18 protein-coding genes are annotated in these 23,327 nt (G+C 33.4%); 10 read left to right on the forward strand and 8 right to left on the reverse strand.

Annotated features, from left to right (window positions below; translation table 11 throughout):
- Positions 1-32: 32 nt before the first annotated feature.
- Positions 33-845: a DUF1338 domain-containing protein gene (locus tag ABW637_RS15635; RefSeq protein WP_367585656.1), complete on the reverse strand. Its 813-nt coding sequence runs from the start codon at positions 843-845 to the stop codon at positions 33-35.
- 160 nt (positions 846-1,005) lie between these two features.
- On the opposite strand from ABW637_RS15635, the gene ABW637_RS15640 reads away from it, so the two are divergent.
- Together ABW637_RS15640 and ABW637_RS15645 are read left to right on the forward strand one after the other, a co-directional pair.
- Positions 1,006-1,482, forward strand: a complete 477-nt coding sequence (locus tag ABW637_RS15640) for an Lrp/AsnC family transcriptional regulator (protein ID WP_367585657.1) — start codon at positions 1,006-1,008, stop codon at positions 1,480-1,482.
- On the forward strand, positions 1,479-4,400 hold the full coding sequence (locus ABW637_RS15645; RefSeq protein ID WP_367585658.1) for an FAD-binding and (Fe-S)-binding domain-containing protein: 2,922 nt from the start codon (positions 1,479-1,481) through the stop codon (positions 4,398-4,400). The genes ABW637_RS15640 and ABW637_RS15645 overlap by 4 nt, the downstream gene beginning before the upstream one ends.
- Before the next feature lie 3 nt (positions 4,401-4,403).
- Here ABW637_RS15645 and ABW637_RS15650 read toward each other — a convergent pair whose 3' ends face one another.
- The 4 genes from ABW637_RS15650 to ABW637_RS15665 all read right to left on the reverse strand — a co-directional run bounded on the left by ABW637_RS15650 (position 4,404) and on the right by ABW637_RS15665 (position 10,896).
- Positions 4,404-5,549, reverse strand: a complete 1,146-nt coding sequence (locus ABW637_RS15650; protein ID WP_367585659.1) for a hypothetical protein — start codon at positions 5,547-5,549, stop codon at positions 4,404-4,406.
- 229 nt (positions 5,550-5,778) lie between these two features.
- Positions 5,779-6,504 carry a hypothetical protein gene (locus ABW637_RS15655; RefSeq protein ID WP_367585660.1) on the reverse strand — a complete coding sequence of 242 codons (726 nt, stop codon included), beginning with the start codon at positions 6,502-6,504 and terminating at the stop codon, positions 5,779-5,781.
- A gap of 148 nt (positions 6,505-6,652) precedes the next feature.
- Complete coding sequence (locus ABW637_RS15660; protein ID WP_367585661.1) at positions 6,653-9,364, reverse strand: CHAT domain-containing protein; 2,712 nt, start codon at positions 9,362-9,364, stop codon at positions 6,653-6,655.
- A gap of 275 nt (positions 9,365-9,639) precedes the next feature.
- Positions 9,640-10,896, reverse strand: coding sequence for a S8 family peptidase (locus ABW637_RS15665; protein WP_367585662.1), 1,257 nt, complete (start codon positions 10,894-10,896; stop codon positions 9,640-9,642).
- A 241-nt stretch (positions 10,897-11,137) separates the two neighbouring features.
- On the opposite strand from ABW637_RS15665, the gene ABW637_RS15670 reads away from it, so the two are divergent.
- Positions 11,138-11,728: an RNA polymerase sigma factor gene (locus tag ABW637_RS15670; RefSeq protein ID WP_367585663.1), complete on the forward strand. Its 591-nt coding sequence runs from the start codon at positions 11,138-11,140 to the stop codon at positions 11,726-11,728.
- Between the two features lie 14 nt (positions 11,729-11,742).
- Positions 11,743-12,570, forward strand: coding sequence for a tetratricopeptide repeat protein (locus ABW637_RS15675; protein ID WP_367585664.1), 828 nt, complete (start codon positions 11,743-11,745; stop codon positions 12,568-12,570).
- Positions 12,571-12,635: 65 nt separating this feature from the next.
- On the opposite strand, the gene ABW637_RS15680 is transcribed toward ABW637_RS15675, so the two are convergent.
- Positions 12,636-13,220 carry a MiaE family protein gene (locus ABW637_RS15680; protein ID WP_367585665.1) on the reverse strand — a complete coding sequence of 195 codons (585 nt, stop codon included), beginning with the start codon at positions 13,218-13,220 and terminating at the stop codon, positions 12,636-12,638.
- 49 nt (positions 13,221-13,269) lie between these two features.
- Complete coding sequence (locus tag ABW637_RS15685; RefSeq protein WP_367585666.1) at positions 13,270-14,109, reverse strand: UDP-2,3-diacylglucosamine diphosphatase; 840 nt, start codon at positions 14,107-14,109, stop codon at positions 13,270-13,272.
- A 233-nt stretch (positions 14,110-14,342) separates the two neighbouring features.
- On the opposite strand from ABW637_RS15685, the gene gnd reads away from it, so the two are divergent.
- From gnd to ABW637_RS15705, 4 genes are all read left to right on the forward strand, one after another.
- Positions 14,343-16,259: an NADP-dependent phosphogluconate dehydrogenase gene (gene gnd / locus ABW637_RS15690; protein WP_367585667.1), complete on the forward strand. Its 1,917-nt coding sequence runs from the start codon at positions 14,343-14,345 to the stop codon at positions 16,257-16,259.
- Between the two features lie 6 nt (positions 16,260-16,265).
- A complete protein-coding gene (locus ABW637_RS15695) occupies positions 16,266-17,612 on the forward strand; it encodes a GntP family permease (protein WP_367585668.1) in 1,347 nt (448 codons plus the stop codon).
- 225 nt (positions 17,613-17,837) lie between these two features.
- Positions 17,838-18,902 carry a chorismate synthase gene (aroC, locus tag ABW637_RS15700; RefSeq protein ID WP_367585669.1) on the forward strand — a complete coding sequence of 355 codons (1,065 nt, stop codon included), beginning with the start codon at positions 17,838-17,840 and terminating at the stop codon, positions 18,900-18,902.
- Positions 18,903-19,009: 107 nt separating this feature from the next.
- On the forward strand, positions 19,010-20,338 hold the full coding sequence (locus tag ABW637_RS15705; RefSeq protein WP_367585670.1) for a dicarboxylate/amino acid:cation symporter: 1,329 nt from the start codon (positions 19,010-19,012) through the stop codon (positions 20,336-20,338).
- On the opposite strand, the gene ABW637_RS15710 is transcribed toward ABW637_RS15705, so the two are convergent.
- Positions 20,339-21,220 (reverse strand): LysR substrate-binding domain-containing protein, encoded by an 882-nt coding sequence (locus tag ABW637_RS15710; protein ID WP_367585671.1) that lies wholly within the window; start codon positions 21,218-21,220, stop codon positions 20,339-20,341.
- A 94-nt stretch (positions 21,221-21,314) separates the two neighbouring features.
- Here ABW637_RS15710 and ABW637_RS15715 point away from each other — a divergent pair, with 94 nt between their 5' ends.
- Both ABW637_RS15715 and ABW637_RS15720 read left to right on the forward strand, forming a co-directional pair.
- Positions 21,315-22,760: a pyridoxal phosphate-dependent decarboxylase family protein gene (locus ABW637_RS15715; protein WP_367585672.1), complete on the forward strand. Its 1,446-nt coding sequence runs from the start codon at positions 21,315-21,317 to the stop codon at positions 22,758-22,760.
- Between the two features lie 112 nt (positions 22,761-22,872).
- The gene (locus ABW637_RS15720) at positions 22,873-23,283 is read left to right on the forward strand and encodes a hypothetical protein (RefSeq protein WP_367585673.1); all 411 of its coding nucleotides are present in this window, start codon (positions 22,873-22,875) and stop codon (positions 23,281-23,283) included.
- The last annotated feature ends 44 nt before the right edge of the window (positions 23,284-23,327 follow it).

The raw sequence follows: 23,327 nt of genomic DNA on the forward strand, positions 1-23,327 counted from the left end.
AAAATTCTTAAATTTTTGTTAATTTCGATTAACTACCTATCTTGAAGTACCATATCTGTACTTTCAAAAATCTTATCTGCAGAACCTGCAATGAAGCCAGAATAAAGGTTTCCATCGGTATTTGGATAGCGAAAAGCAAACTCATAATAGCATGAAGTTACTTCTTTAGAACCTTCTTCAAATTCAACCTCTACAACATCGGCAAGAATACTAGATTGTTCTAAAAGTAAAGAAGAAGAACCTTTTATTTCCCCTCCAGAGGAATTCATGGTATACCCTTTGGCCTTTAAAAATTCATTGACTTCAGATAAACTTTCAAAAGTGTTTAACTTGTTAACATCTATGGTAAAATGATTAGAACAAAAGCCGTTAACATACATCCACGCTGCATATTCAGATACATCAAGAAGTGTATTGTAGGTTTCAATAGAAGGTGTGCGCCAAACTCTTCCTTTTAAAATCAAATCTTCTTGTTCGTATATATCTTGATCCACTTGATTTAGGATTTCATCAATAATTTCTCTTAGCTCAGCAGAAAGCTCTTCTAATAGTAATTGACTAATGAAAATCTTCGGAGCATTAGGGTCACTCTTGTGTTCAAAATGTCTGGCAAATAATTTCTTGGTCTTAAAATGATATTCACCTTTAGGTTCATAGCCCATTGCAATAAAAGGTTGGGCAAGTACCTCTATATGTACTCTGGGATCATTAAAAGTGCGTATGGCTATATGATCATTAAAAACCGTATTACCTTCTGCTTCTAATAAAGATTTTATCTTTTCTGCAGAAGGGGTTTTTGTGGTATATTGATTCCATAGTTCATTAAAAAAATAAGTAGAATTCATCTTATTATGTTTTTATTTGATGCAAAAATATTAGTTTTGGTTATTATTTAGATGATTTAAGTTAGTTTTGGCTATATATTAATGATTTATATGTCAATTTGGTATAGAGCAAAATTCTTATTGTCATATTGACCACTTACTATTTAATTTTTTGATTGTTATGAACCATTTTGATTATGTTGACCAACAGATTTTGTTGCAAATTCGTGAAGATGCAAGAAAACCATTCTCTCAAATTGCAGATGATTTAAAAATTTCGAACTCCTTAGTGCATCAACGGATTAAAAAATTGAAGCAACGAGGAGTTATTAAAAAAGCAGAGTTTGTTATAGATGAAAAGCAATTAGGGTATAGAACCAAATCTTATGTGGGCATTCGCCTTAGAGAAGCTAGATATGCAGAACAAGTGGTAGAAGGTTTAAAAAAAATCCCTGAAATATTAGAATGCAATTATGTTTCGGGTAATTATGCCATTTTCATTCTTATTTTTGCAATCGACAACCAACATTTACGAAGGATTTTGTATGAACAAGTGCATCAAATTGATGGCGTTGCCGGAACCGATAGTTTTATCTGTTTTGATACTAATTTTAAAAAACCGGTTTCTTTGGATTCTATAACGAAGAAAAATATATGATTGATACTAGTGCATTAAAAATACTAAAAGATCAAATCGAGGGTGAACTACTGTTCGACTCACTTTCAAAAGCATTATATGCTACAGATGCCTCTGTGTACCGAAGAATCCCCGCTGCCGTTGCTTTTCCGAAATCTGTTGCAGATATAAAAATATTGATTGCTTTTGCTTCAAAAAATAATATTGGACTCATACCAAGAACGGCAGGAACTTCTCTTGCAGGTCAGTGCGTTGGAGAGGGCATAGTGGTTGATGTGTCAAAACATTTTACTAAAATCCTTTCTGTAGAGCAAAAGAATAAAACAGTAACGGTTCAACCAGGTGTGATACGTGACGATCTTAATCGATTTTTAGAACCCTATGGGCTATTTTTTGGACCCAATACCTCGACATCTAATCGGTGTATGATAGGAGGAATGGTTGGGAACAATAGTAGTGGTACAACATCAATACAATATGGAGTGACCAGAGATAAAGTGGTACAGTTGCATACGATTCTGTCTGATGGAAGTGAAGTGGTTTTTTCGGAACTATCCTTAGAAGAATTTAATACTAAAAAAGGTCTGGATACTCTAGAAGGGAAAATATATCAAAGTTTATATGATGAGCTTTCTCCAGAAATTATTCAAAAACAGATAAAAGATAATTTTCCAAAACCTGAAATTCATCGTCGTAATACTGGTTATGCTATTGATGAGCTAATTAATTCTAATGTTTTTTCAGAGCATTCTGAAGCATTTAATATGTGTAAATTATTAGTTGGTAGTGAGGGTACTTTGGCGTTTACCACACAAATTATTTTACAATTAGATGCACTTCCACCAAAGGAATCCATAATGATTGCAGCCCATTTTAAAACTATTGATGACTGTATGAACGCCGTAGAATCTGTAATGCAGCATCCATTATTTACATGCGAGATGATGGATAAAACCATTCTGGATTGCACGAAAAATAACATTGAACAGCAGAAAAACCGCTTTTTTATTGTTGATGATCCCGAAGCCATTCTAATGCTAGAATTAAGAAGTGATACTTCAGAAGAATTAAAGACTCAAGAACAAGCATTGCTAAAATCTCTCGAAGATTCAAAATTAAGCTATGCCAATGCAATTTTAAAAGGAAAAGAAATAGATCAGGCATTAGAGCTTCGTAAAGCGGGACTAGGTTTGTTGGGTAATATTGTTGGAGATAAGAAAGCTGTAGCATGTATTGAAGATACCGCAGTTGCAATTTCGGATTTAGCAAATTATATTACCGAGTTTACTGCAATAATGAAATCCTATGATCAGCAGGCGGTCTATTATGCACATGCTGGTGCTGGAGAACTACACCTACGACCAATTTTAGACCTTAAAAGAAGCCAAGATGTTGTTCTTTTCAGGAAAATAACAGATGATGTGGCATCTTTAGTCAAAAAGTATCAGGGATCTATGAGTGGTGAGCATGGCGATGGTATTGTACGGGCGGGATACATTCCTTTTATGATAGGAAAAGAAAATTATAAGATTGTTGAACATGTTAAAAAACTATTTGATCCTAATTTTATATTAAACCCTGGTAAGATTGTCGATCCATATCCAATGGATCAAAAGCTACGATATAAAATTGATCGAGAGGAACCGGAGATAGAAACGCTATTAGATTTTTCGGATTCTATGGGAATTCTTAGAGCTACCGAAAAATGTAATGGAAGCGGAGATTGTCGCAAATCGGTAGAAGCAGGAGGGACTATGTGCCCAAGTTATAGAGCCACCAAAAACGAAAAAGATACCACAAGAGGAAGAGCTAATGCATTGCGCGAATTCTTAACAAATAGCGAAGAAACAAATCGATTTAATACTAAAGAATTAAAAGAGGTTTTTGATCTCTGTATAAGTTGTAAAGGATGTTCTAGTGAATGCCCTTCGAATGTTGATGTGGCTACACTAAAAGCAGAATTTGAATATCAATATCAGAAAAAAAATGGAGTATCTCTGCGCACCAAATTGTTTGCTTACAACAATAAATTGAATCAATTAGGGAGATTAACACCAAGGTTAACTAATTTCTTTTTTAAGAATAATGTTACTTCGGGGATACTGAAATCTGTTTTAGGAATTGCTAAAGAACGTGATTTACCATTATTAAGTAAGCAATCTTTACGAAACTGGTGCAAAAAGAATTTACATACAATTCAGCCCAAGAACCCAACCAAAACGGTTTACTTCTTTATCGATGAGTTTACCAATTATCTGGATACCAAAATTGGGATTGATGCCATAGAATTGCTTACTAGTTTACAATATGAGATAAAGGTAGTTGATCATCAAGAGAGCGGACGTACATTTATTTCTAAAGGGTTGTTAAAGCAAGCAAAGGCATTGGCTAATCATAATGTAGAAGTTTTTCACAATTTGGTTTCAAAAGAAACCCCTCTTATAGGATTAGAACCGTCGGCAATACTCACATTTAGAGACGAATATTTGCGTTTAGTAGATAATAAGCAAAAAGCAAGATCTCTTTCAGAAAATATACTCTTAATAGATGAATTTTTAGCTTCCGAAATAAATAAGGGCAATATAACCTCTGATCATTTTACAACAGCAGCCAAAACAATCAAAATACATGGGCATTGCCATCAAAAGGCATTATCAACTATTCAAACAACGTTTGCATATCTTAATTTACCAAAGAATTTTAAAGTTACCATTATTCCTTCGGGTTGTTGTGGTATGGCGGGGTCTTTTGGGTATGAAAAAGAACATTATGATATTAGTATGCAAATTGGAGAGCAGACTTTGTTTCCTGCAGTAAGAAAAGCGGCCGAAGATACTATTATTGCAGCAGTTGGGACAAGTTGTAGACATCAAATACAAGATGGAACAGGACGTAAAGCGCCCCATCCCATTACCATTTTAAAGAATGCTTTATCTTGATTATTAATTATTTATAGTCCAAACCCCTAAATCAGTGCAGCCAAAAGGATTCATAATTACAGTGGACAAATCGAAAGTTGTGTTATAAATCGGGTCATCTGATCTGCAGGCTCTTAATTGAAATACGCTATTGGGACATACCCAAAATCGCACATATCCATCTTTATCAGGAGTCTTTAACCCGTCAAATCCTCGATATGTAATACCTCTGACCCCTATACCACAATCTGTGCCTCCATTAGCGTATACTATTTTTATTTTCACACAGATACGTCGATTTGCACATGGTTTATCTGCATTATAACCATTGTTTAAAGAAGTTATTGATCCTTGTAGCGTATTATCTACTGCAGTGAGTTCTCCCAATTCAGACCAATAACCGGTTACTCTGTTTAATTCATAAAGATTAACATCGTTTGGCTTATCCTCATCAAGAATTGGGAATGATGTTTTTATTTCTTTTCCCTGACGTAGATCCAATAGAGTAGTGGTTCCGGCAATTGTAGCCATGATTTCCATCATTCCGTAAGATGCTAACGGATAAGGATTAGTACCTGGGCCATCATCGGCAATATAGGCTCCGGGAGCACTTTCTAATTCAGAATCATCAGTTACATCTATGTAAGTTGCCCGAATATCTACAGCGCCGTTATATGGATTACCATTGTTACTAAATGCATTGGATGGAATTGATATTTCTCCTCCTGGCCCTACAGGGATAACTCCACCGTCATTAGAACCTATACGAATTAGGTCTGCTCTTTCTTTCATTAAAAAGAATAGCTTCATATTGGGGACAATAACCTTATAGAGTGTTACGAAATCATCATGTTCTATGATCAAGACATCATTGATTTCAAAGTCCTTTTTATCAAGTGCAAAATTCCCTCGTGAGCCACTAATTGCCAATATTTGATCTCCTAGTTTTATCTTAGCATTTGATATAGGTTCATTGTTCGTACTTTGAAGATTCCCTAATGTACTATTTTTAGTTACCTCCTTGGTAGTTACTGTGTTTTTACTTTCAATAACCTCTTCGTTTTCACAACTTTGCGTTGTAAAGACAATGGCAAGAAATGCAATGCTACAAAAGAATAGTACACTCTTTTTTTGTTGATATAGCACACGGCTAATTTGATTTGTTTTCATAATATATGTTTTAAAGTGGCCCCGTCGTTTTTATATAGACATTGGGATATGCCTGTAGTCAAAACCTCGGTGACCATGAGTTTTTATTTTTTAATAGGATAGATTAGATCGTAATGGGAGAGATTTAGTATCTATATTTTGATTTTATGTTGATTATAGAGGGTATCCGCATATTATTTGATACCCTCTTTAAACCAACAAAAGTTGAGATGTGTATGTCTTTTTAAGCTTAAAAATTTAACCTACCTGTTCCAATAACTCCGGTATAATAGTAATCCCAGTCTCCTGCATTAGCGTTAGTTAACCAAATTTCTGGGTATGTAACTACTTTTGATACCCCCGTAGCCGGAACAGTTTGATGTTCGGGTAATAATTTGGTTTTAAACGAACTAACAACCCATCCATCTGTACCTTGTAATCGGATATGTGCATGTTCAACCTCTATCCATGATATAGTAATATTTGGAAAATAAATTCTAATAAGATAAAAATCCTTTTGCCCTTCTTCTCTGTCATCACCGGGGTTGTTTAAGGTAATATAATCGGTATGGAATGATCCTCCGCTATGATTAAAATCTGCTGAAGCCTGTACCAAGGCATCAGTACCATTGGTGACTTGACTACCAGTTTTGGTAACCACTTGGTAATATGCTTCTGTACTTACTCCTTTGCTTAGATTAGGGTTTTTAATTAAATAGTCTTTCACTGCACTATTCCAGGTAAGTTCGGCTTCCTCTTCACTTAGGTTTTTATCAAAACGCATATGCAACACTGATCCTACTTTTACTTCTTTATTACTTACTACATGGTCATGAGTATCAGTCTCACTTTGGATCTCTTCATTTGTAAATTCGATAGATTCTTTAGTAAATACTTCTTCTGATTTTTCGCAAGCAATAAATACCACTACTAGGCTCATTGCTAAAATTGATGTTTTTAAAATTGAATTTTTCATAATTTATGTGTTTAATGATTTTTTGTACTAGAACTTTTCTAGTTTTTGATGATTAATCATAGTAAAGTGCAGGTACATCAAATTCATTACCCAAAAAAATTTATTATTTTGAATATTAATTATTTATGAAATGAAAAAAGAACGTTCGCTATGATTTATAACGACGCCAAAGGCCTATAAATACAATAAGAAAGAGAAGTAACCCAATGTATAGGTATGTAGTAGTACTAGCAGCTGTAGACATTGAGTTTTCGATACTTCCTGACAAAATTAAAGGGGCCCAAAAATGAGGAGAATTTTCTGAGAGCTGATTTTCTTTTAAATACTGAAGTTTTGCTTTTCGTAGTGCTGCAGATTTTGTTTTCCCTTTTTTTAAATGTGCATAAAAATCAAGTACAATTTTAGTACTGGACTTTTCATTTGTACTCCACAGCGATGAAATAACACTTTTTGCACCTGAATGAAAAAAACCGCGGGATAAACTCATTACACCTTCACCAGATTGAAGCTCACCAATACCAGATTTGCAAGCATCTAAAACGACTAAATCTGCTTGATTTTTAATAAAGTATAATTCATTTAACGTTAGGATATCTTCATAAAATGCTATCCAAGGCTCTTGATCGCTCATAGAGCTAGCATGAGTTGATAGATGAATTATATTGTAATTATTGGCGTTGGTTACAAAATTTGATTTAGAAGCTTGTTCTTGAAGTAATGTTGTGTTCAAAAAACGTTTTCCTATTTCATTCATTTTATATTCACTTCTGTTTAGACTTGATAATTCATGTTTCTTAAACTGTATTGGAGCAAAACCAATTAAATTAGATTTTGGATTACGTTCTTTCTGTTCTATCTTTTTAAGTAATGATGCAGAATATGCATAACTGGTTTCTGTAAAATATATTAAGTAGGGCAGTATTCCCTCTGTTGTAGAGCGATTAGTAATTAAGGTTTCAAAAGGAAAATATTGTAAGGTGTAATCGGGTATTATTAGTATTTTTTTATCTAATAGTAATTCTGAAGCACCCTTAAATGGAAATAATTTCTGGTATACAGAAAAAGACATTTCTGTATACGAATTTAATTGTTGCTTAGTTACAAGGGGTTTTGCTATAAGTCTACCCAACATTCTAATTTCTTCATTTAATAGCTCTGCCTCCGGAATTTTAAAAAAATATGTCGATTCATTTGTTATTAATATTCCGTACCCTTCATTTTCGGTTAAAATGTATTGTAGCAAATTAGTGTTAGGGGAAACGACTTTCGACCTGGTTTCATCGAATGAAGAGATATCGATTCTCTTTTTATAATTATAGTAACCTGGGTAATTATGTTCTAAAGAACTTATGAATTTTTCATATACTTTTTTTTGTTCAAAAATGAGGGATTGCTTTTCTATTTCTGTACTATTACTGTCCTTTTTTAATCGCTCACTGATTTTAAAAATTTCGTGTTTTAGGGTATACTCTTTTTCTTTTACAAATTCAGGAAGGTTTGCATTATTTTTAGCTTCTTCATGAGTTAAGTTTTCTAATAAGGATAAGGATTTACTTTTTTCCATGAAGTAGAACGCCTGTTTATGGTTGTTTAGCTCATAACATATTGATGTTGCTAACATGTAAAGATCAACACCTTTTTCTCTCCAAAAATACTTTGATTGTTGCTCTATATTTTCAGATCGAATAACATCGATTAACTGATCCGCAAGTTCAATGGTCTTCAAGGCATGATGCAAATATTCTTTGTTTTTAGTTTTTGAGAAAAATGCATACCATCCATTTGCTTTATCTTTTAGGTTATTTACCAAATTTACTTTGAGATCAGAATGTGCTAATTTTTCAAGAGAAGGAAGCGCTGAAAATTCAATATTTTCAAAATTTTCAATTTTATAACTTATGGCTTTTTGATAATTAATGAGCGCTTCTTTATAATATTGTTTAGCTACATAATAGTCTCCCAAATTATTATAGACCGCGCTTCTAAGAGAATCATGTTGAAGGGCCTTGGTATAATGCTTATAAGCTAGATCAGGTTTTTTCATTCTGGTAAAAGAGATACCCAAAGAATTATACGATTTGGCAATATCAGAATTGTTTATTTTTTTGGCGTTTAGACCTAATTCTAAAGCTTTTTTATGATTACTTATAGCCATATCATATTGTTCTAGTCGATTATAAATATAACCGTACCCAGCATAGATAATAATCTTAAATTCTAATTGTTTTTTAGGAGATAAGTGAGCGATGACATCCTCAGTTTTTTTTAGATAATCTAGTGCTTTTGTAAAATGGTCCTTTTTCATAGTTAAGGAATACACTCTATAAAAATTAACGTATATAAGATGTAGTTTTCTAGTAAGGATGGGGTCATTTGCTTTTATGATGGTATTCTCTGCTTCCTGAAGATAATCAATGGCTTTATAATAATCGCCCCGATTTATATATATATCGGTCAACCGTATCGCATAGGCATTAATGACATATTTATCCTTATGAGATTGTTTAACAAGGGTTTTAAACGTCTCTAATGCCATAGGTTCATTTCCAGAATGCAGATAAAACAGAGCAAGGTTATTATAACTCTTATTAACGGTAGATGGAATAGAATCTATAAATTTGGTTTGGATATCTAACGCCTTTTGAACATTCTGAATGGCATTATCATAGTCTTTATGCCTGAAGTTAAGTTTACTAAACTCACTGTATAAATAACCCAATTTTACAGAATCAATATTTACTTCTTTGGTTTCGAGTAGTTGGTTAATTTTTTCAACCTTGCAGTTATACTCGATATCAGAAACTTCTAATTTTTTATAGTTGGTTTCTATTGATTCTATGATACCTTGGCAATGTCCCAAGTTTTGGACACTTAATAGTAGTATATAAAGAAAAGTACAATATAGAGATCGCATATATGAGTTGGTATCTATATGGAAATAATGAATGCAATCTAAAAGTAGGTATTTTTTTAATTGGTCATCGACAAAAAAGATAATTTTCTATGGTGTATTGATTACATTGGGGGATGTCGTTAAATTAAGAAGTCTTTCATGTATTTCCTCTACTATGGGAAAAGTTGAGATGATGACAATGGTCAAAAAAACTAATAATTTAACGACATTGATAAACCGGGTTAATCTATGATCTTACGTCTACATCGTACAGGTAGAAAAACACCAGGACTTAGCTCAGTAGCATTTATTCGCAATTGATTTAGTATATCCACAGGATCAGTGATAGCATTAAGGTACTGTATAGCTGATTTTGCGGTTACAAAGGGTGCTGCATATGATGTTCCTGAAACCATATGATTGATGCCATTACTATCAGTAAATTTGACCATATCGCCCAGAGATAGAAAATCTACACTAGTTTCTCCGTAATTAGAGAAATCTGCAATTTCGGTTCTGGTAGCATTTATGCTTCCTATTGCAGCAATATTTTGACGGTTATAAGACGAGGGATTATGACGCACCTTATCATTATCATTGTCATCGTTTCCGGCAGAAGTAATGTGAAGAATATCATTGTTTTGAGAAATATACTTTTTGAGTAACCTTCCATTTTTATGATACCACCCAAAACTCATGTTAATGATAGAAACAGAGGGTTTACTTACTGCATACCTATAGCCACAGAGTAAGTTAAAATAGGATCCTTCTCCTTCATGATTAAAAACTTTGACAGGTAAGATCTCGTAATCTGTTATATTTTGATCATGTAGATTGGATTTTATAATGCCACTTACAATACTCCCATGTCCGTTGTCATCATGTGGATTGTTATCATGATTTACAAAATCCCACCCAGATAGTTCCTGTTCTCCGTTTTCCATGCAACGTGGTGGGTTTGGTCTGCGTCTGAATAAAAAAGGACCAGTATTTGGTAGTAAATTAAGATCGATACCAGTATCCAAAATGGCTATGGTTATCGAGGTATAGTTTGGTACAATGTTAGATGTAATTAAGAGATCACTTTGTTCAGTATTTGTAATGTGTAAGCTATCTGGAGTTGTATGCGTATTTTGATAATAAAACTCATTTTCTACACCAATACCTGTTGCCGTAATCTGTTCTTCTTCTTCTTCAATATTAATCCCACTTTGAAATACCCATTTTTCTATTTGTTTGTCTGAGCAGTCACATGTTTCATAACTAATTACACCATGTTCTTGTCTCAATTCTTTTTTTTGAAATTCAGAATAATCATCATGAGGATATTCTATAATAAGCTCTTTATCAGATAGTATAGGGTAATTAAGCTGATTATCAGTTGGATCATTTTTCTCTTTTACATCTTGCATTATATCAACAGCGTTGATTTCTTCACTTGTACATCCAAAGAGTATAAGATATACCATCATAGATAATAAAGGTTTTAAACTTTTCATTTTTTTAGGTTTTAAGTGTTACTTTTATCTTAATAGTATATGAATTACTAATTCATTACCCATTTTTTAAATTTAACTTGCAGGGTTCTCTAAATTTTTGGGTGCGCGATTTTCGTTTTTTTTTAGAAAATGAAGTAAGATAACTGATTGGTTATGAGTTGTTATCGTGCTTTAAAATACATAAATTGTTTTACAATAACTATTTAATTTAGGTTGGGGGCTTACCGCAAACATTGATGTTGTGGAGCACTCAAAACAGATTGATTTTATGGCTGACTATAAATTAGAACAATCAGAAGATAGGTTTGTACATGCATTACTGAAAAATGATAGTGTCGTTATTTCAGAAATTTACAAACGTTTTTTTCCAAAAGCATTACATTTTATTTTACAAAATCATGGAACTCATGCCCAGGCTAAAGATATTTTTCAGGAATCTTTAATGTATATCATTGTCGGGATTAGAGAAAGAAACCTAACGATTAATAATTTTGAGGCGTACTTATTTACTATTTGCAAGAATATGTGGAGAAGAGAGATAGAAAAACAAAAAAAACGGGTAATAAAAGATGGTCTACATACACTAGAGGATAAAGAGACAAATTTTGCTTCTTTTATGGTAGAACAGGAGCACTTAGAATTATATCGCGAGAAGTTTAGCTTACTTTCGGATAATTGTAAGCAGATTTTATCACTTTTTTTTAACGATGTATCGTATGAAGATATTGTTAGAGAGCTATCATATGCTACAATTAATACAGCAAGACAGAGAATATTTAAATGTAAAAGTAAACTTATTAAATTAATAAAATACGATACCAAGTTTAACTAATACCTCATATAGTTATGGACTTTGATAATACAATATACGAACAAATAGAAGCATTTATTGCTGGACGTATGAGTGAAGATGAAAAAAAACAATTCGAAGAAAAAATTCTAGTTGATAATGATCTTAGAAAAGAAGTTGATCTACATCGATCTTTAAAATATGCTATACATGATAAAGAGTGGTTTTTAACTGAAAGCCCAAAAGATAATGATGAGATTGATGGTATTAAACAAATTAGAAGACGTAAAGAATATGTTGATCTTGAATCGAAAATACAAAAGATAGGGGACCAGTATTTTGAAAATGAAGTAAAATCAAAGAAAAGCAGGAAATGGATGTATTACGTTAGTGCGTCGGTTGCTGCAATATTGATCGCCTTTTTTATTAATTACTACACCGTTAATGAGTCGGCAAGTTCATTGTATGCTCAGTATAGTAATTGGAAGGATTTACCATCTCTAACAGTTCAAAGTGATGGTGAAAATATCCTTGCTAAAGGCGAGAATCTCTTTTTTGAGGAAAAGTATGCACAAGCTATTGCTATATTTTCTGAAGAACTTGAGGAGCCTTCGGAGCAGGGACAAGGTTTTGAACCTTATATATTATCGTATCTGGGCGCTTCTTATTTAGGTCTGAATGATTACGAAAAAGCACTACTTACATTTGACGAATTATTAAATAGTGGTACTGTAGATAGTTCTAAAGCATATTGGTATAAGGCTATGGTATATCTGAAACAAGACGATATACAAAAAGCTAAAAATATGCTAAATTTAATTCTAAAAAATGAAAGAAACTTTAATTTTCAACAAGCAAAAGAGCTTCGCGAAAAATTAGATTGAAACTGGAAGATAACCCAAGAAATTTACAAAGTTTTGCAGACCATTTATATATGGCTCATATTCACTTACCCATGAATAGTTTCACTTTTACCATAGTTCTGGATAAGTTCTCCTTCAAACTGTAATAAGTCTTCCCATTGTTGATCTACATCAATGTCTTTTCCGTACTTACGGGCAAAGCCAATAAAAGTAGTATAATGACCTGCTTCGCTAATCATTAGATCATGATAAAATTTCGATAATTCTGGGTCTTTTATTTTTTCAGAAAGAAGCTTAAATCGTTCACAACTGCGAGCTTCGATCATTGCCGAAAACAATAATCGACTCACCAAACCTTGAGTGCGGCTACCACCTTGCTTAACCTTATACTTAAACAATTCGTTTACATAACTATCTTTACGTTCACGCCCTAATTTGTATCCTCTTTTTTTAATGATCTCATGTACCATTTCAAAATGTTGTAATTCTTCCTGGGCTAGTTTTAGCAGATCGGTAACTAAATCTGTATGTTCAGAATTTAAAGTAATAATGGTAATTGCATTGGTTGCAGCTTTTTGTTCACACCATGCATGATCTGTAAGAATTTCTTCGATATTAGATTCTACAATAGTTGCCCAACGTGGATCTGTTGCCAATTTTAAACCAAGCATAGTTGTTTTGTTTTGAACGATATGTAACTTATATCGTCAAAGATAAGTATTATCCTTTTTTAAATGAGGCAATTGTTGTGATTAGTGTTTCTGGCAGTATTGTTAAATCATCAGTATCTTCAGTGTGATCTACAAAAGCTTGCATAGATTCATTTTCGTAATGTACTAGTGTCCATTCTTGGTTATGATATTCTAGAGAAGTTAAGTTTTCAACCCAATCCCCAGAATTTAAATAACAACAAGAACCATTTTTATTGGTAAACTTTCTCATTTGGGGTTGATGAATATGTCCGCAAATTACATACTGATAATCATTCTTTATCGCTAATTCTGCTGCCACATCTTCAAAATCGGTAATATGTTTAACCGCTTTTTTAACACTGTTTTTTATCTTTTTTGATAAAGAGAACTTTTCTTTTCCGATACTTACCAAAAACCAATTAATGAGTTGATTTAGAAGAATAAGCATATCATATCCCCAGCCACCTAACTTGGCTAGCCATTTGGCATTTTGAATAGAAGCATCAAAAATGTCTCCGTGAAAAAACCATGCTTTTTTTCCGTCTAATTCTAATACCAATTTATCGACTAATTTAAAATGACCCATTTCAATATCACTAAATTTTCGAAGCATTTCATCATGATTTCCGGTGATATAAATTACTTCAGTGCCTTTAGAAGCAAATGATATGATCTTTTTTATAACCTTAAGGTGAGATTTTGGAAAATATCGTTTTCTAAATTGCCAAATATCTACAATATCACCATTAAGGATCAATGTTTTAGGTTTAATGCTATTTAGATAGTTGAGTAATTCTTTGGCATGACAGCCATAGGTTCCAAGATGAACATCAGAAATTACAACAAGCTCTACAGTACGTTTTTTCATAAAATTATCTATCCATACAAATTAAGTAAAGCAGTTTTTACTTAGGATTAATTTACTATGAGTATATTGTTACTGGTTTTTAAACAATTATTGGGTTTGTTACCAGAATATTAAATTAAATTTTGAAACCTCGTTTTGTGATATTATAAATTCTAAACTTTCATTATTTTTTTGTTTAAAAATGTATGGTTTTAAAAAAAACCTGAATTATATATAATCATTTACACTTTTAAATGAATTCAAAAACTGTATATATTGTATTTGGAGTATCAGGAAGCGGTAAAACAACAATAGGTAAGGTATTAGCTAAAACATTAGACATTCCATTTTATGATGCAGATGATTTTCATTCTGCTACAAATATCAAAAAGATGTCAGATGGCATTCCTCTAAACGATGAAGATAGAAATCCATGGCTTCAAAAATTGGCAAATAAGATTAAGGATTGGCATCATGAAAAAGGAGCAGTATTAGCTTGTTCAGCATTGAAACAAAAATATCGAGAAATGCTTAAGTCTATTCACAATGAGTCTATAAAATGGATTTTTCTTGATGGAAACTATGATTTGATCTCTAGTCGTTTGAAGGCTAGGAGGAAGCATTTTTTTAAAAAAGAACTATTAACCTCGCAATTTGAAACTTTAGAAAAACCATCAACGGGCATTTCTATAAATATTGATCAAGGTACCGAAGAAATCATTGTTGAAATACTCCATAAATTGAACCTAAAGAAATCACAGTTAGGACTTATTGGTCTTGGTGTTATGGGTAAAAATTTGGCTAAGAATATTTTATCTAAAAAGATTAGCTTATCGGTCTATAATCGTCAAATCGAAGGCAAAGAAGTAGATGTAGCCAAACATTTTGTAAATGAACAATCAAACGATGTAAGTGTATTAGGGTTTGATGATTTATCATCTTTTGTATCATCGATAGCACAACCGCGAACAATTATGATTATGGTTAATTCGGGTAAGCCTGTGGATATGATAATTGAAGCATTATTGCCCTTGTTGTCAAAAGAAGATTGTTTAATTGATGGGGGTAATTCTCATTATAAGAAAACTTCAGAACGGGAAAAGAAGCTATTAAAACATGGTGTTTATTTTCTTGGAACCGGAATTTCTGGAGGAGAGGAAGGCGCATTAAAAGGACCTTCGATAATGCCTGGGGGAGTAAAAAAAGCATACGATAGGGCTGGAAAATTCCTTGAAGCCATTGCAGCCAAAGACAAAAACAATAACTCTTGTTGTGCATATATTGGTCCTGAAGGTTCTGGACATTACGTGAAAATGGTACATAATGGTATCGAATATGGTGAAATGCAATTACTAGCAGAGATATATCATCTATTACGATTTTATTGCAACATGACCCCAGAGCAGATTAGCGAGATTTTTGAATCGTGGAGGAGCAATGGTAAAGATGGTTTTCTTCTTGAAATTACAGCAGATATTCTTCAGAAAAAAGAAGGAGAACAGTTTTTGATCGATATAATTCTTGATAAGGCTGGGCAGAAAGGAACAGGAGGTTGGTCTACCATAGATGCACTAGAATTAGGTATGCCAGCTAATACGATTTCTGAAGCTGTAATGGCAAGAAACTTATCTGGTATGAAATCCCAAAGAGGTATTGCGTCAAATGCTTATCAATTAAAGCAGGCAAGTATTACAGAAAATGAAGCCGATTTTATTATTTCTCTCGAAAAAGCTTTCTATGCAACAAGTATTATTAATCATACCATAGGATTTGATTTGCTTGCTCATGCATCTCAAGAGTATGATTGGAATTTGGACATGTCTGAAATTGCTAGAGTATGGACCAATGGTTGTATCATTCGTAGTGATTTAATGGAAAAAATATCGTCATTGTTTGTAAATGCTAATACTACTTCTCTTTTACTGTTTCCGGAAATAATTACCACTATGAAGGCCAATAATATAGCACTAAAGAATATAGCAGCTACAGCTATCAAAAATGGATACTCGCTACCAGTAATATCTGCTGCTTTAAATTACTTTTTAACGTATACATCTGCACAATCTTCAGCCAATATGATTCAGGCACAACGAGATTACTTTGGTGCGCATGCGTATCAACGAATAGATAAATCAACAGATGAATACTTTCACACAAACTGGAAAAGCTAAAACTTTATGGATTATCAATTACTAATTGCTGTAGGGGTAGGCATTTCTGCCTTGCTTTTTATGATCTTAAAATTAAAGATACAGGCATTTATCGCGCTACTCATAGTTTGTATACTTGTAGGTGTTGTTGCAGGATTGTCTCCCGAAATGATTCTTGAGAGTATAAAAAATGGCATGGGTAGTACTCTTGGTTTTGTAGCTACGGTAGTAGGCTTAGGAGCATTATTTGGAGGACTATTAGAGCACTCAGGAGGAGCTCAAGGATTAGCAGCATATATACTAAAACTTTCCGGAGAGAAAAATGCTTCCTGGGCTATGATGATTACTGGTTTTATTATTGCTATTCCTGTTTTTTTCGATGTAGCTTTTATTATTCTAGTTCCGGTAGTTTATGCAATTGCCAGAAAGACACAAAAATCTGTGTTGTTATATGCAATACCTTTACTTGCCGGATTAGCAATCACACATAGTTTTATTCCTCCAACGCCAGGACCTGTTGCGGTTGCAGATATTTTGGGAGCAAATTTAGGATGGGTAATTGTTTTAGGGTTTATTGTTGGGATTCCGGCTGCTATTATTAGTGGACCTCTTTTTGCAAAGTATATTTCAGAAAAAATAAATCTTACACTACCTACAAATACTAATATCAAAAGTACTGAAGATAAAGAATATCCTAATCCAATAACCATTATATTAATTATAGCATTGCCCATTTTTTTGATTGTTCTTAAGACTGTCTTACTTGGCGATTGGTTTGGTAAAAATGTACTTTCAGAATGGTTTGTCTATACGATTTCTCTGCTTGGACACCCTTTTACAGCACTAATTATTGCAAATTTAATTGCTTGGTATGTTTTAGGTATTAAAAGAGGAACGAACAGAGGTGAATTATTAAAAATATCAATGAAATCATTTCAACCCGCAGGAGCTATTATTTTACTTACTGGTGCCGGAGGCGCTTTTAAACAAATATTAGTAGATACCAAAGCAGGAGAGATGTTAGCTTCTTCTCTGCAAAGTTCATATGTACACCCTTTACTTTTCGCCTTTATCGTTGCGGCTTTGATACGTGTATTACAAGGTTCTGCCACTACAGCAATGATAGCAGCAGCGGGAATTACATTTCCTATTATTAGTGTAGGAGATTTTAGTGCGGCGCAGATTGCACTTTTTGTGATTACTATCGCATCGGGAGCAACAATTTTGTCTCATGTAAATGATAGTGGTTTTTGGTTGGTTGGTCAGTATCTTGGTTTAACCGAAAAGCAAACATTTCGTTCCTGGACAGTAATGACAACACTTATTGCATGTACAGGGTTATTTATGTCATTAATTCTATGGTTTTTATTCTAATAAATATTCATTTAATACGATTTTCAATCTATTGAGGTTTATTAAATAAAGAACGGTCATCTTAAACTGATTAGATTAAAAAAAAACCTGGAACAAACTTTTTCTCAAAAAAAACCTCAAAATTAAAGCTTGATTAAATTTTTGCAATTGAAAGCCCATTTTTTCTATCATATTACTACCATATTTTTAAAGATTAACAAGTACATTTGCTAAAATTTGCATTCAATGGCGGGAAATACATTTGGTAATTTATTTAAGCTTACCACTTTTGGAGAATCACACGGTGTAGCAATTGGCGGGGTCATAGATGGCTGCCCTTCTGGGGTCGAGTTAGACTTAGAGGCAATCCAGGATGAACTGGATCGTCGTAAACCTGGTCAATCGGCTATTGTTACCCAACGTAAAGAACCTGATACTGTAGAATTTTATTCCGGTATTTTTGAGGGAGTTACGACAGGAACCCCCATTGGTTTTGTAATCAAAAATGCAAATCAAAAGTCAAAAGACTACTCGCATATCAAAGATTCATATCGACCATCACATGCCGATTATACCTATGATCAGAAATATGGAGTAAGAGATTATCGTGGCGGCGGGCGTTCTTCTGCTCGCGAAACGGCAAGTAGAGTAGTAGCAGGAGCTATTGCTAAACAAGTACTGTCAGAAGTGAGTTTTAATGCCTATGTAACGGGTGTAGGTTCTCTTAAATTAGAGAAACCACATACCGAACTTGATTTCTCATTAACAGAAAGTAACATTGTACGTTGCCCTGATCCCGAAATGGCTAACGAGATGGAGCAATACATTAAGCAGATCAGAAAAGAAGGCGATACCGTTGGAGGTATTGTGAGTTGTGCAATTTCTGGCGTACCTGTGGGGTTAGGAGAACCTGTTTTTGATAAACTTCATGCAGAACTTGGTAAGGCGATGCTTTCTATTAATGCAGTAAAAGGTTTTGAATACGGAAGTGGTTTTGCAGGAGCCGAGTTAAAAGGTAGTCAGCATAACGATCTTTTCAATACCGACGGAAGCACAAAAACGAACCTATCTGGAGGGATACAAGGGGGCATTTCTAACGGAATGGATATTTATTTTAATGTTGCCTTTAAGCCTGTAGCTACTATTATGCAAGATCAAGAAACGATCGATAAAGATGGTAATGTTGTGAATATGCAAGGTAAAGGAAGACATGATCCTTGTGTTGTACCTAGGGCGGTTCCCATAGTAGAGGCAATGGCCGCTTTGGTTCTTGTAGACTATTGGTTAATGAATAGAACAATAAAAAAATAGTTATTAAAATAAAAGTTAATAATTGCGGTAATCTTAATCGGGTTACCGTTTTTTTGTTTTTAATTTATATCTTCGACGCTGTTTGGCTTAATTATTAAAGAATTCACATGAAGAAAATAGCATTGCATTGGCAGATTGTAATTGGAATGGTAGCGGGTATACTGTTCGGGTTTATTATGACTTACCCATCATGGGGAAAAGGATTTACCGGGGACTGGATTGCTCCGTTGGGTACAATCTTTGTTAATCTTCTTAAATTAATAGCCGTTCCGCTAATTTTAGCCTCTTTGATTAAAGGAATTTCTGATCTAAAAGATATTTCGAAGTTTAAAAGAATTGGAGGAAGAACCATTGTCATTTATATTATTACCACTGTAATTGCAATAACCATAGGATTATTATTAGTAAATGTTTTAAAACCAGGAGAAGGAATTACTCCTGAAACTATAGAAAAATTAACTTCAGAATATGCTGGTAGTGCAAAAATATCAGAACGTATTGCTGAAGCTGGACGACAAAAAGAAAGTGGCCCATTACAATTTGTAGTCGATATGGTACCGCAAAATGCGGTTGCAGCAATGAGTAATAATAAGCTCATGCTTCAGGTGATTTTCTTTGCTATTTTTCTTGGGATTAGTATGCTGTTAATAAAGCCTTCAGAATCAGAACCTCTAAAAAAATTCTTTGATAGTCTTAATGATGTGGTATTAAAAATGGTGGATTTAATCATGTTAACGGCACCCTATGCAGTTTTTGCATTATTAGCTAATGTGGTGGTAACCTCTGATGATCCGGATATTTTATTAGCACTTTTAAAGTATGCCGGAGTTGTATTTTTTGGATTGATGATGATGATTGTATTTTATTGTATTTTGGTTTCTGTACTCACGAAAAAATCACCATTTTGGTTTTTAAAGCAGATAAGCCCTGCACAATTGTTAGCATTTTCTACAAGTTCAAGTGCTGCAACGCTACCCGTTACTATGGAAAGAGTAGAAGAACATATCGGTGTAGACAAAGAGGTATCAAGTTTTGTATTACCAGTAGGAGCAACGATCAATATGGATGGTACTAGTTTGTATCAAGCGGTTGCCTCGGTATTTATTATGCAAGTGTTATGGCCAGAAGGTCTAACATTTAGCAATCAGATTACTATTGTTTTGACCGCTCTATTGGCATCAATAGGATCTGCTGCTGTTCCTGGAGCAGGAATGGTAATGCTAGTTATTGTTCTCGAAGCCATAGGTTTTCCTTCAGATAAATTACCAATTGGTTTAGCATTGATCTTTGCGGTTGATCGACCTTTAGATATGCTAAGAACTACCATTAACGTTACCGGAGATGCTACTGTGTCTATGATTGTAGCAAAATCTGTTGGTAAATTAGGAGATCCTAAAGTGAAAGATTGGGATGATCATTATGAAAAAGTGAAGTAACTAATCTACTTTCCAGTTTTTTAGTAACTTGAATAATTCAGGATATTCTGACTCTTTTTCGGGATTCCACATCATAGTGAGTTTTGCTTTTTGTTTGATGCTTTTTAGCTCTATACTCTTAATTGGGAATTCGTGCCCATGTAATGAAGATATAGGCTCTATCGATATGCCCAGACCGGCTTCAATTAACCTGAAACTCGTACTGGCAGAATCGGTTTCATGTACAATTTTTGGAGTAAAACCTGCATCTACACAAATTGATTCTAATATATGTACATAATTAGGTCCATCTGATACAGTGGGGAAAATAAACTCTTCTTTGGCAAAAACAGAGAAATCCTTATAGTTGTTTTTATCAACAGGATGATAATCTGGCAATAGAACTACAAAATTATCAATATGTAATACTTTGCTCTTTAAATTGAAAGGCACCATAGGGTTTGTCGCAAAACCAATATCTAATTCATTTTGTTGTAATGCTACATATTGATCCCGATTGTTCATCTCTTTTAACACAGCCTTTATCCCAGGTATTTTGTGGTTGATTGTTTTCAGAATTTCAGGAAGAATTGTTTGCATTATAGAATGAGTAAAGCCTATTCTTATTTCTCCAGCTTCTCCATTATGAATATGAAGGGTTTGTTTACTAATCCTTTCTAATTGAATCAATAATTTTTTTGATTCTTTTATAAAGTAATATCCAGCAGGAGTTAATTGCACATTACGTTTATCTCTCTTAAACAATACTGCACCAATCTCTTCTTCTAGTTGTTTAATTTGCCTGCTTAATGCAGGTTGAACAATGTTTAATTCTTCAGCAGTACGCGTAAAGTTTAATTTCTCTGATAACACGACTACATTTTTAAGCTGCTGTATATTCATTTAATGCATTTTTGTTATTAATCTATCAAAATTAAGTATTTTTTATTATAAATAAAGATGATTAATTTTGAATATCAAACAAATTTGGTAGACGATGAAAGACGCAATAGTTAATGAAGATGTACTCAAAAAAGCTTATGATCCCTCTGATTTTAGAACACTAGGGCACCAGGTTATTGATTTAATGGCAAATCATATAGAGAAAGTACAAAATGATCAAGAACAACCTGTATTATCATATCAAAATCCTGAAGATGAGTTAGCCTACTGGAAACAAGATTTTTTATCAAATTCGGATATAAGTGATGTTTTTAAAAATATCTTGGATCATTCAATTAGTGTGCATCATCCCAGGTATATTGGACATCAAGTATCAGTCCCTGCATTGGTTTCGGGCTTAGCAGGTCTTATGTCTGATTTGCTAAGTAATGGAACAGGGGTATATGAAATGGGAATGGCGTCTAATGCAATAGAGAAAATTGTTACTGACCTTGTAGCAAAAAAAATAGGGTATACATCAAATGCTTCTGGCTTTTTAACTTCGGGAGGGACTTTGGCAAATCTAACGGCATTATTAGCAGCCCGTAAGGCAAAATCGCCTTCGGCGGTATGGGAAGAAGGACATAAAGAAAAACTAGCAGTCATGGTTTCTGAAGAGGCGCATTACTGTATCGATAGAGCAGCTAGAATTCTTGGTTTTGGTTGCGAGGGAATTATAAAAGTACCTGTAAATAAAAAGTTTAGTATAGATACAAATCTGCTAGAGGAATATAAAGATAAAGCAACAGAAAAAGGATTTCATGTAATAGCAATTATTGGTAGCGCATGTTCGACTGCAACCGGATCATATGATGATTTAGAAACTCTAGCAGATTTTGCCGAAAAGAATAATCTTTGGTTTCATGTTGATGGAGCACATGGAGCAGGGGTAGTGTTTTCGAAACAATATAAATATTTAGTAAACGGAATCGCTCATGCAGATTCGGTAGTTTTAGATTTTCATAAAATGTTAATGACCCCTGCATTAAATACAGGGCTTATTTTTAAGAAATCTGATGATGCCTATAAAACATTCGAACAGCAAGCACAATATCTATGGGATTCACAACATTCTATTGAGTGGTACAATTCTGGAAAAAGAACATTTGAATGTACTAAATCAATGATGGCTATAAAGGTATATACCATTCTAAAAACATACGGGGAGGAGATATTTGAGCAAAATATAGACAGATTGTATTCAATGGCTTTAGTTTTTGCAAAAATCATACAGAAAAGACCAAATTTTGAGCTTGCATTGATGCCTAAAGCTAATATTGTGAATTTTAGATTTATAGATGTAAAACAAAGGGATGTTAATACCTTAAATGAACAAATTAGACAAACCCTGATTAGATCTGGTAAGTTTTATATTGTTCAGACTAGAATAGATGGGTGTCTATATTTGCGAACAACTATTATGAATCCATTGACTCAAGAAGCTGATCTTACATTGCTTTTGGATGAAATAGAGTATATAGCAGGCACATTACTTCCTTAGATTTTACATGAAAATAACAAACTATATAGATTTTTAACATTTCATTCACGCAACAAACACTAAAAGTACTTCATCTACAGTTATATATTGGTTAACTAAATAGAAACTGAAGATGAAACATCTAACGTACATATTATTTTTTTTAGCACTCTTAGGTTGTAGTAACGATGATGATACTACCGTAACGATTCCTGATATAAATTCATCGGGATTAGAAGGAAAATGGAGTTTAGTTGCCGTTACCGGAGGATTTCTGGGTGTCGATCATATTTTTGAAGCTGAAACCATTGTCTGGAATTTTGACGAGGCCTCTAAAACTATCGATGTTGTTAATAATAATACAGACGATACTTTAGAAGACAGTCTGTCGACGGGGACCTATAATTACTCAATACAAACAATTGAAGGTAATCAAGAATTGATTGTTAATGAAATTAGTATAGGTAACATTAAGCTGATCAATAATAAGTTTACTATTGACGAACAATTTAGAGATGGTTTCCTTTTTTCGTTTCAGCGTTAAATAAAATCAAAATAATAGACCTCACGGGTTTTAGTAACCTGTGA

The sequence above is a fragment of the Aquimarina penaris genome (assembly GCF_040786285.1).
In the GTDB taxonomy this organism is placed as follows: Bacteria; Bacteroidota; Bacteroidia; order Flavobacteriales; family Flavobacteriaceae; genus Aquimarina.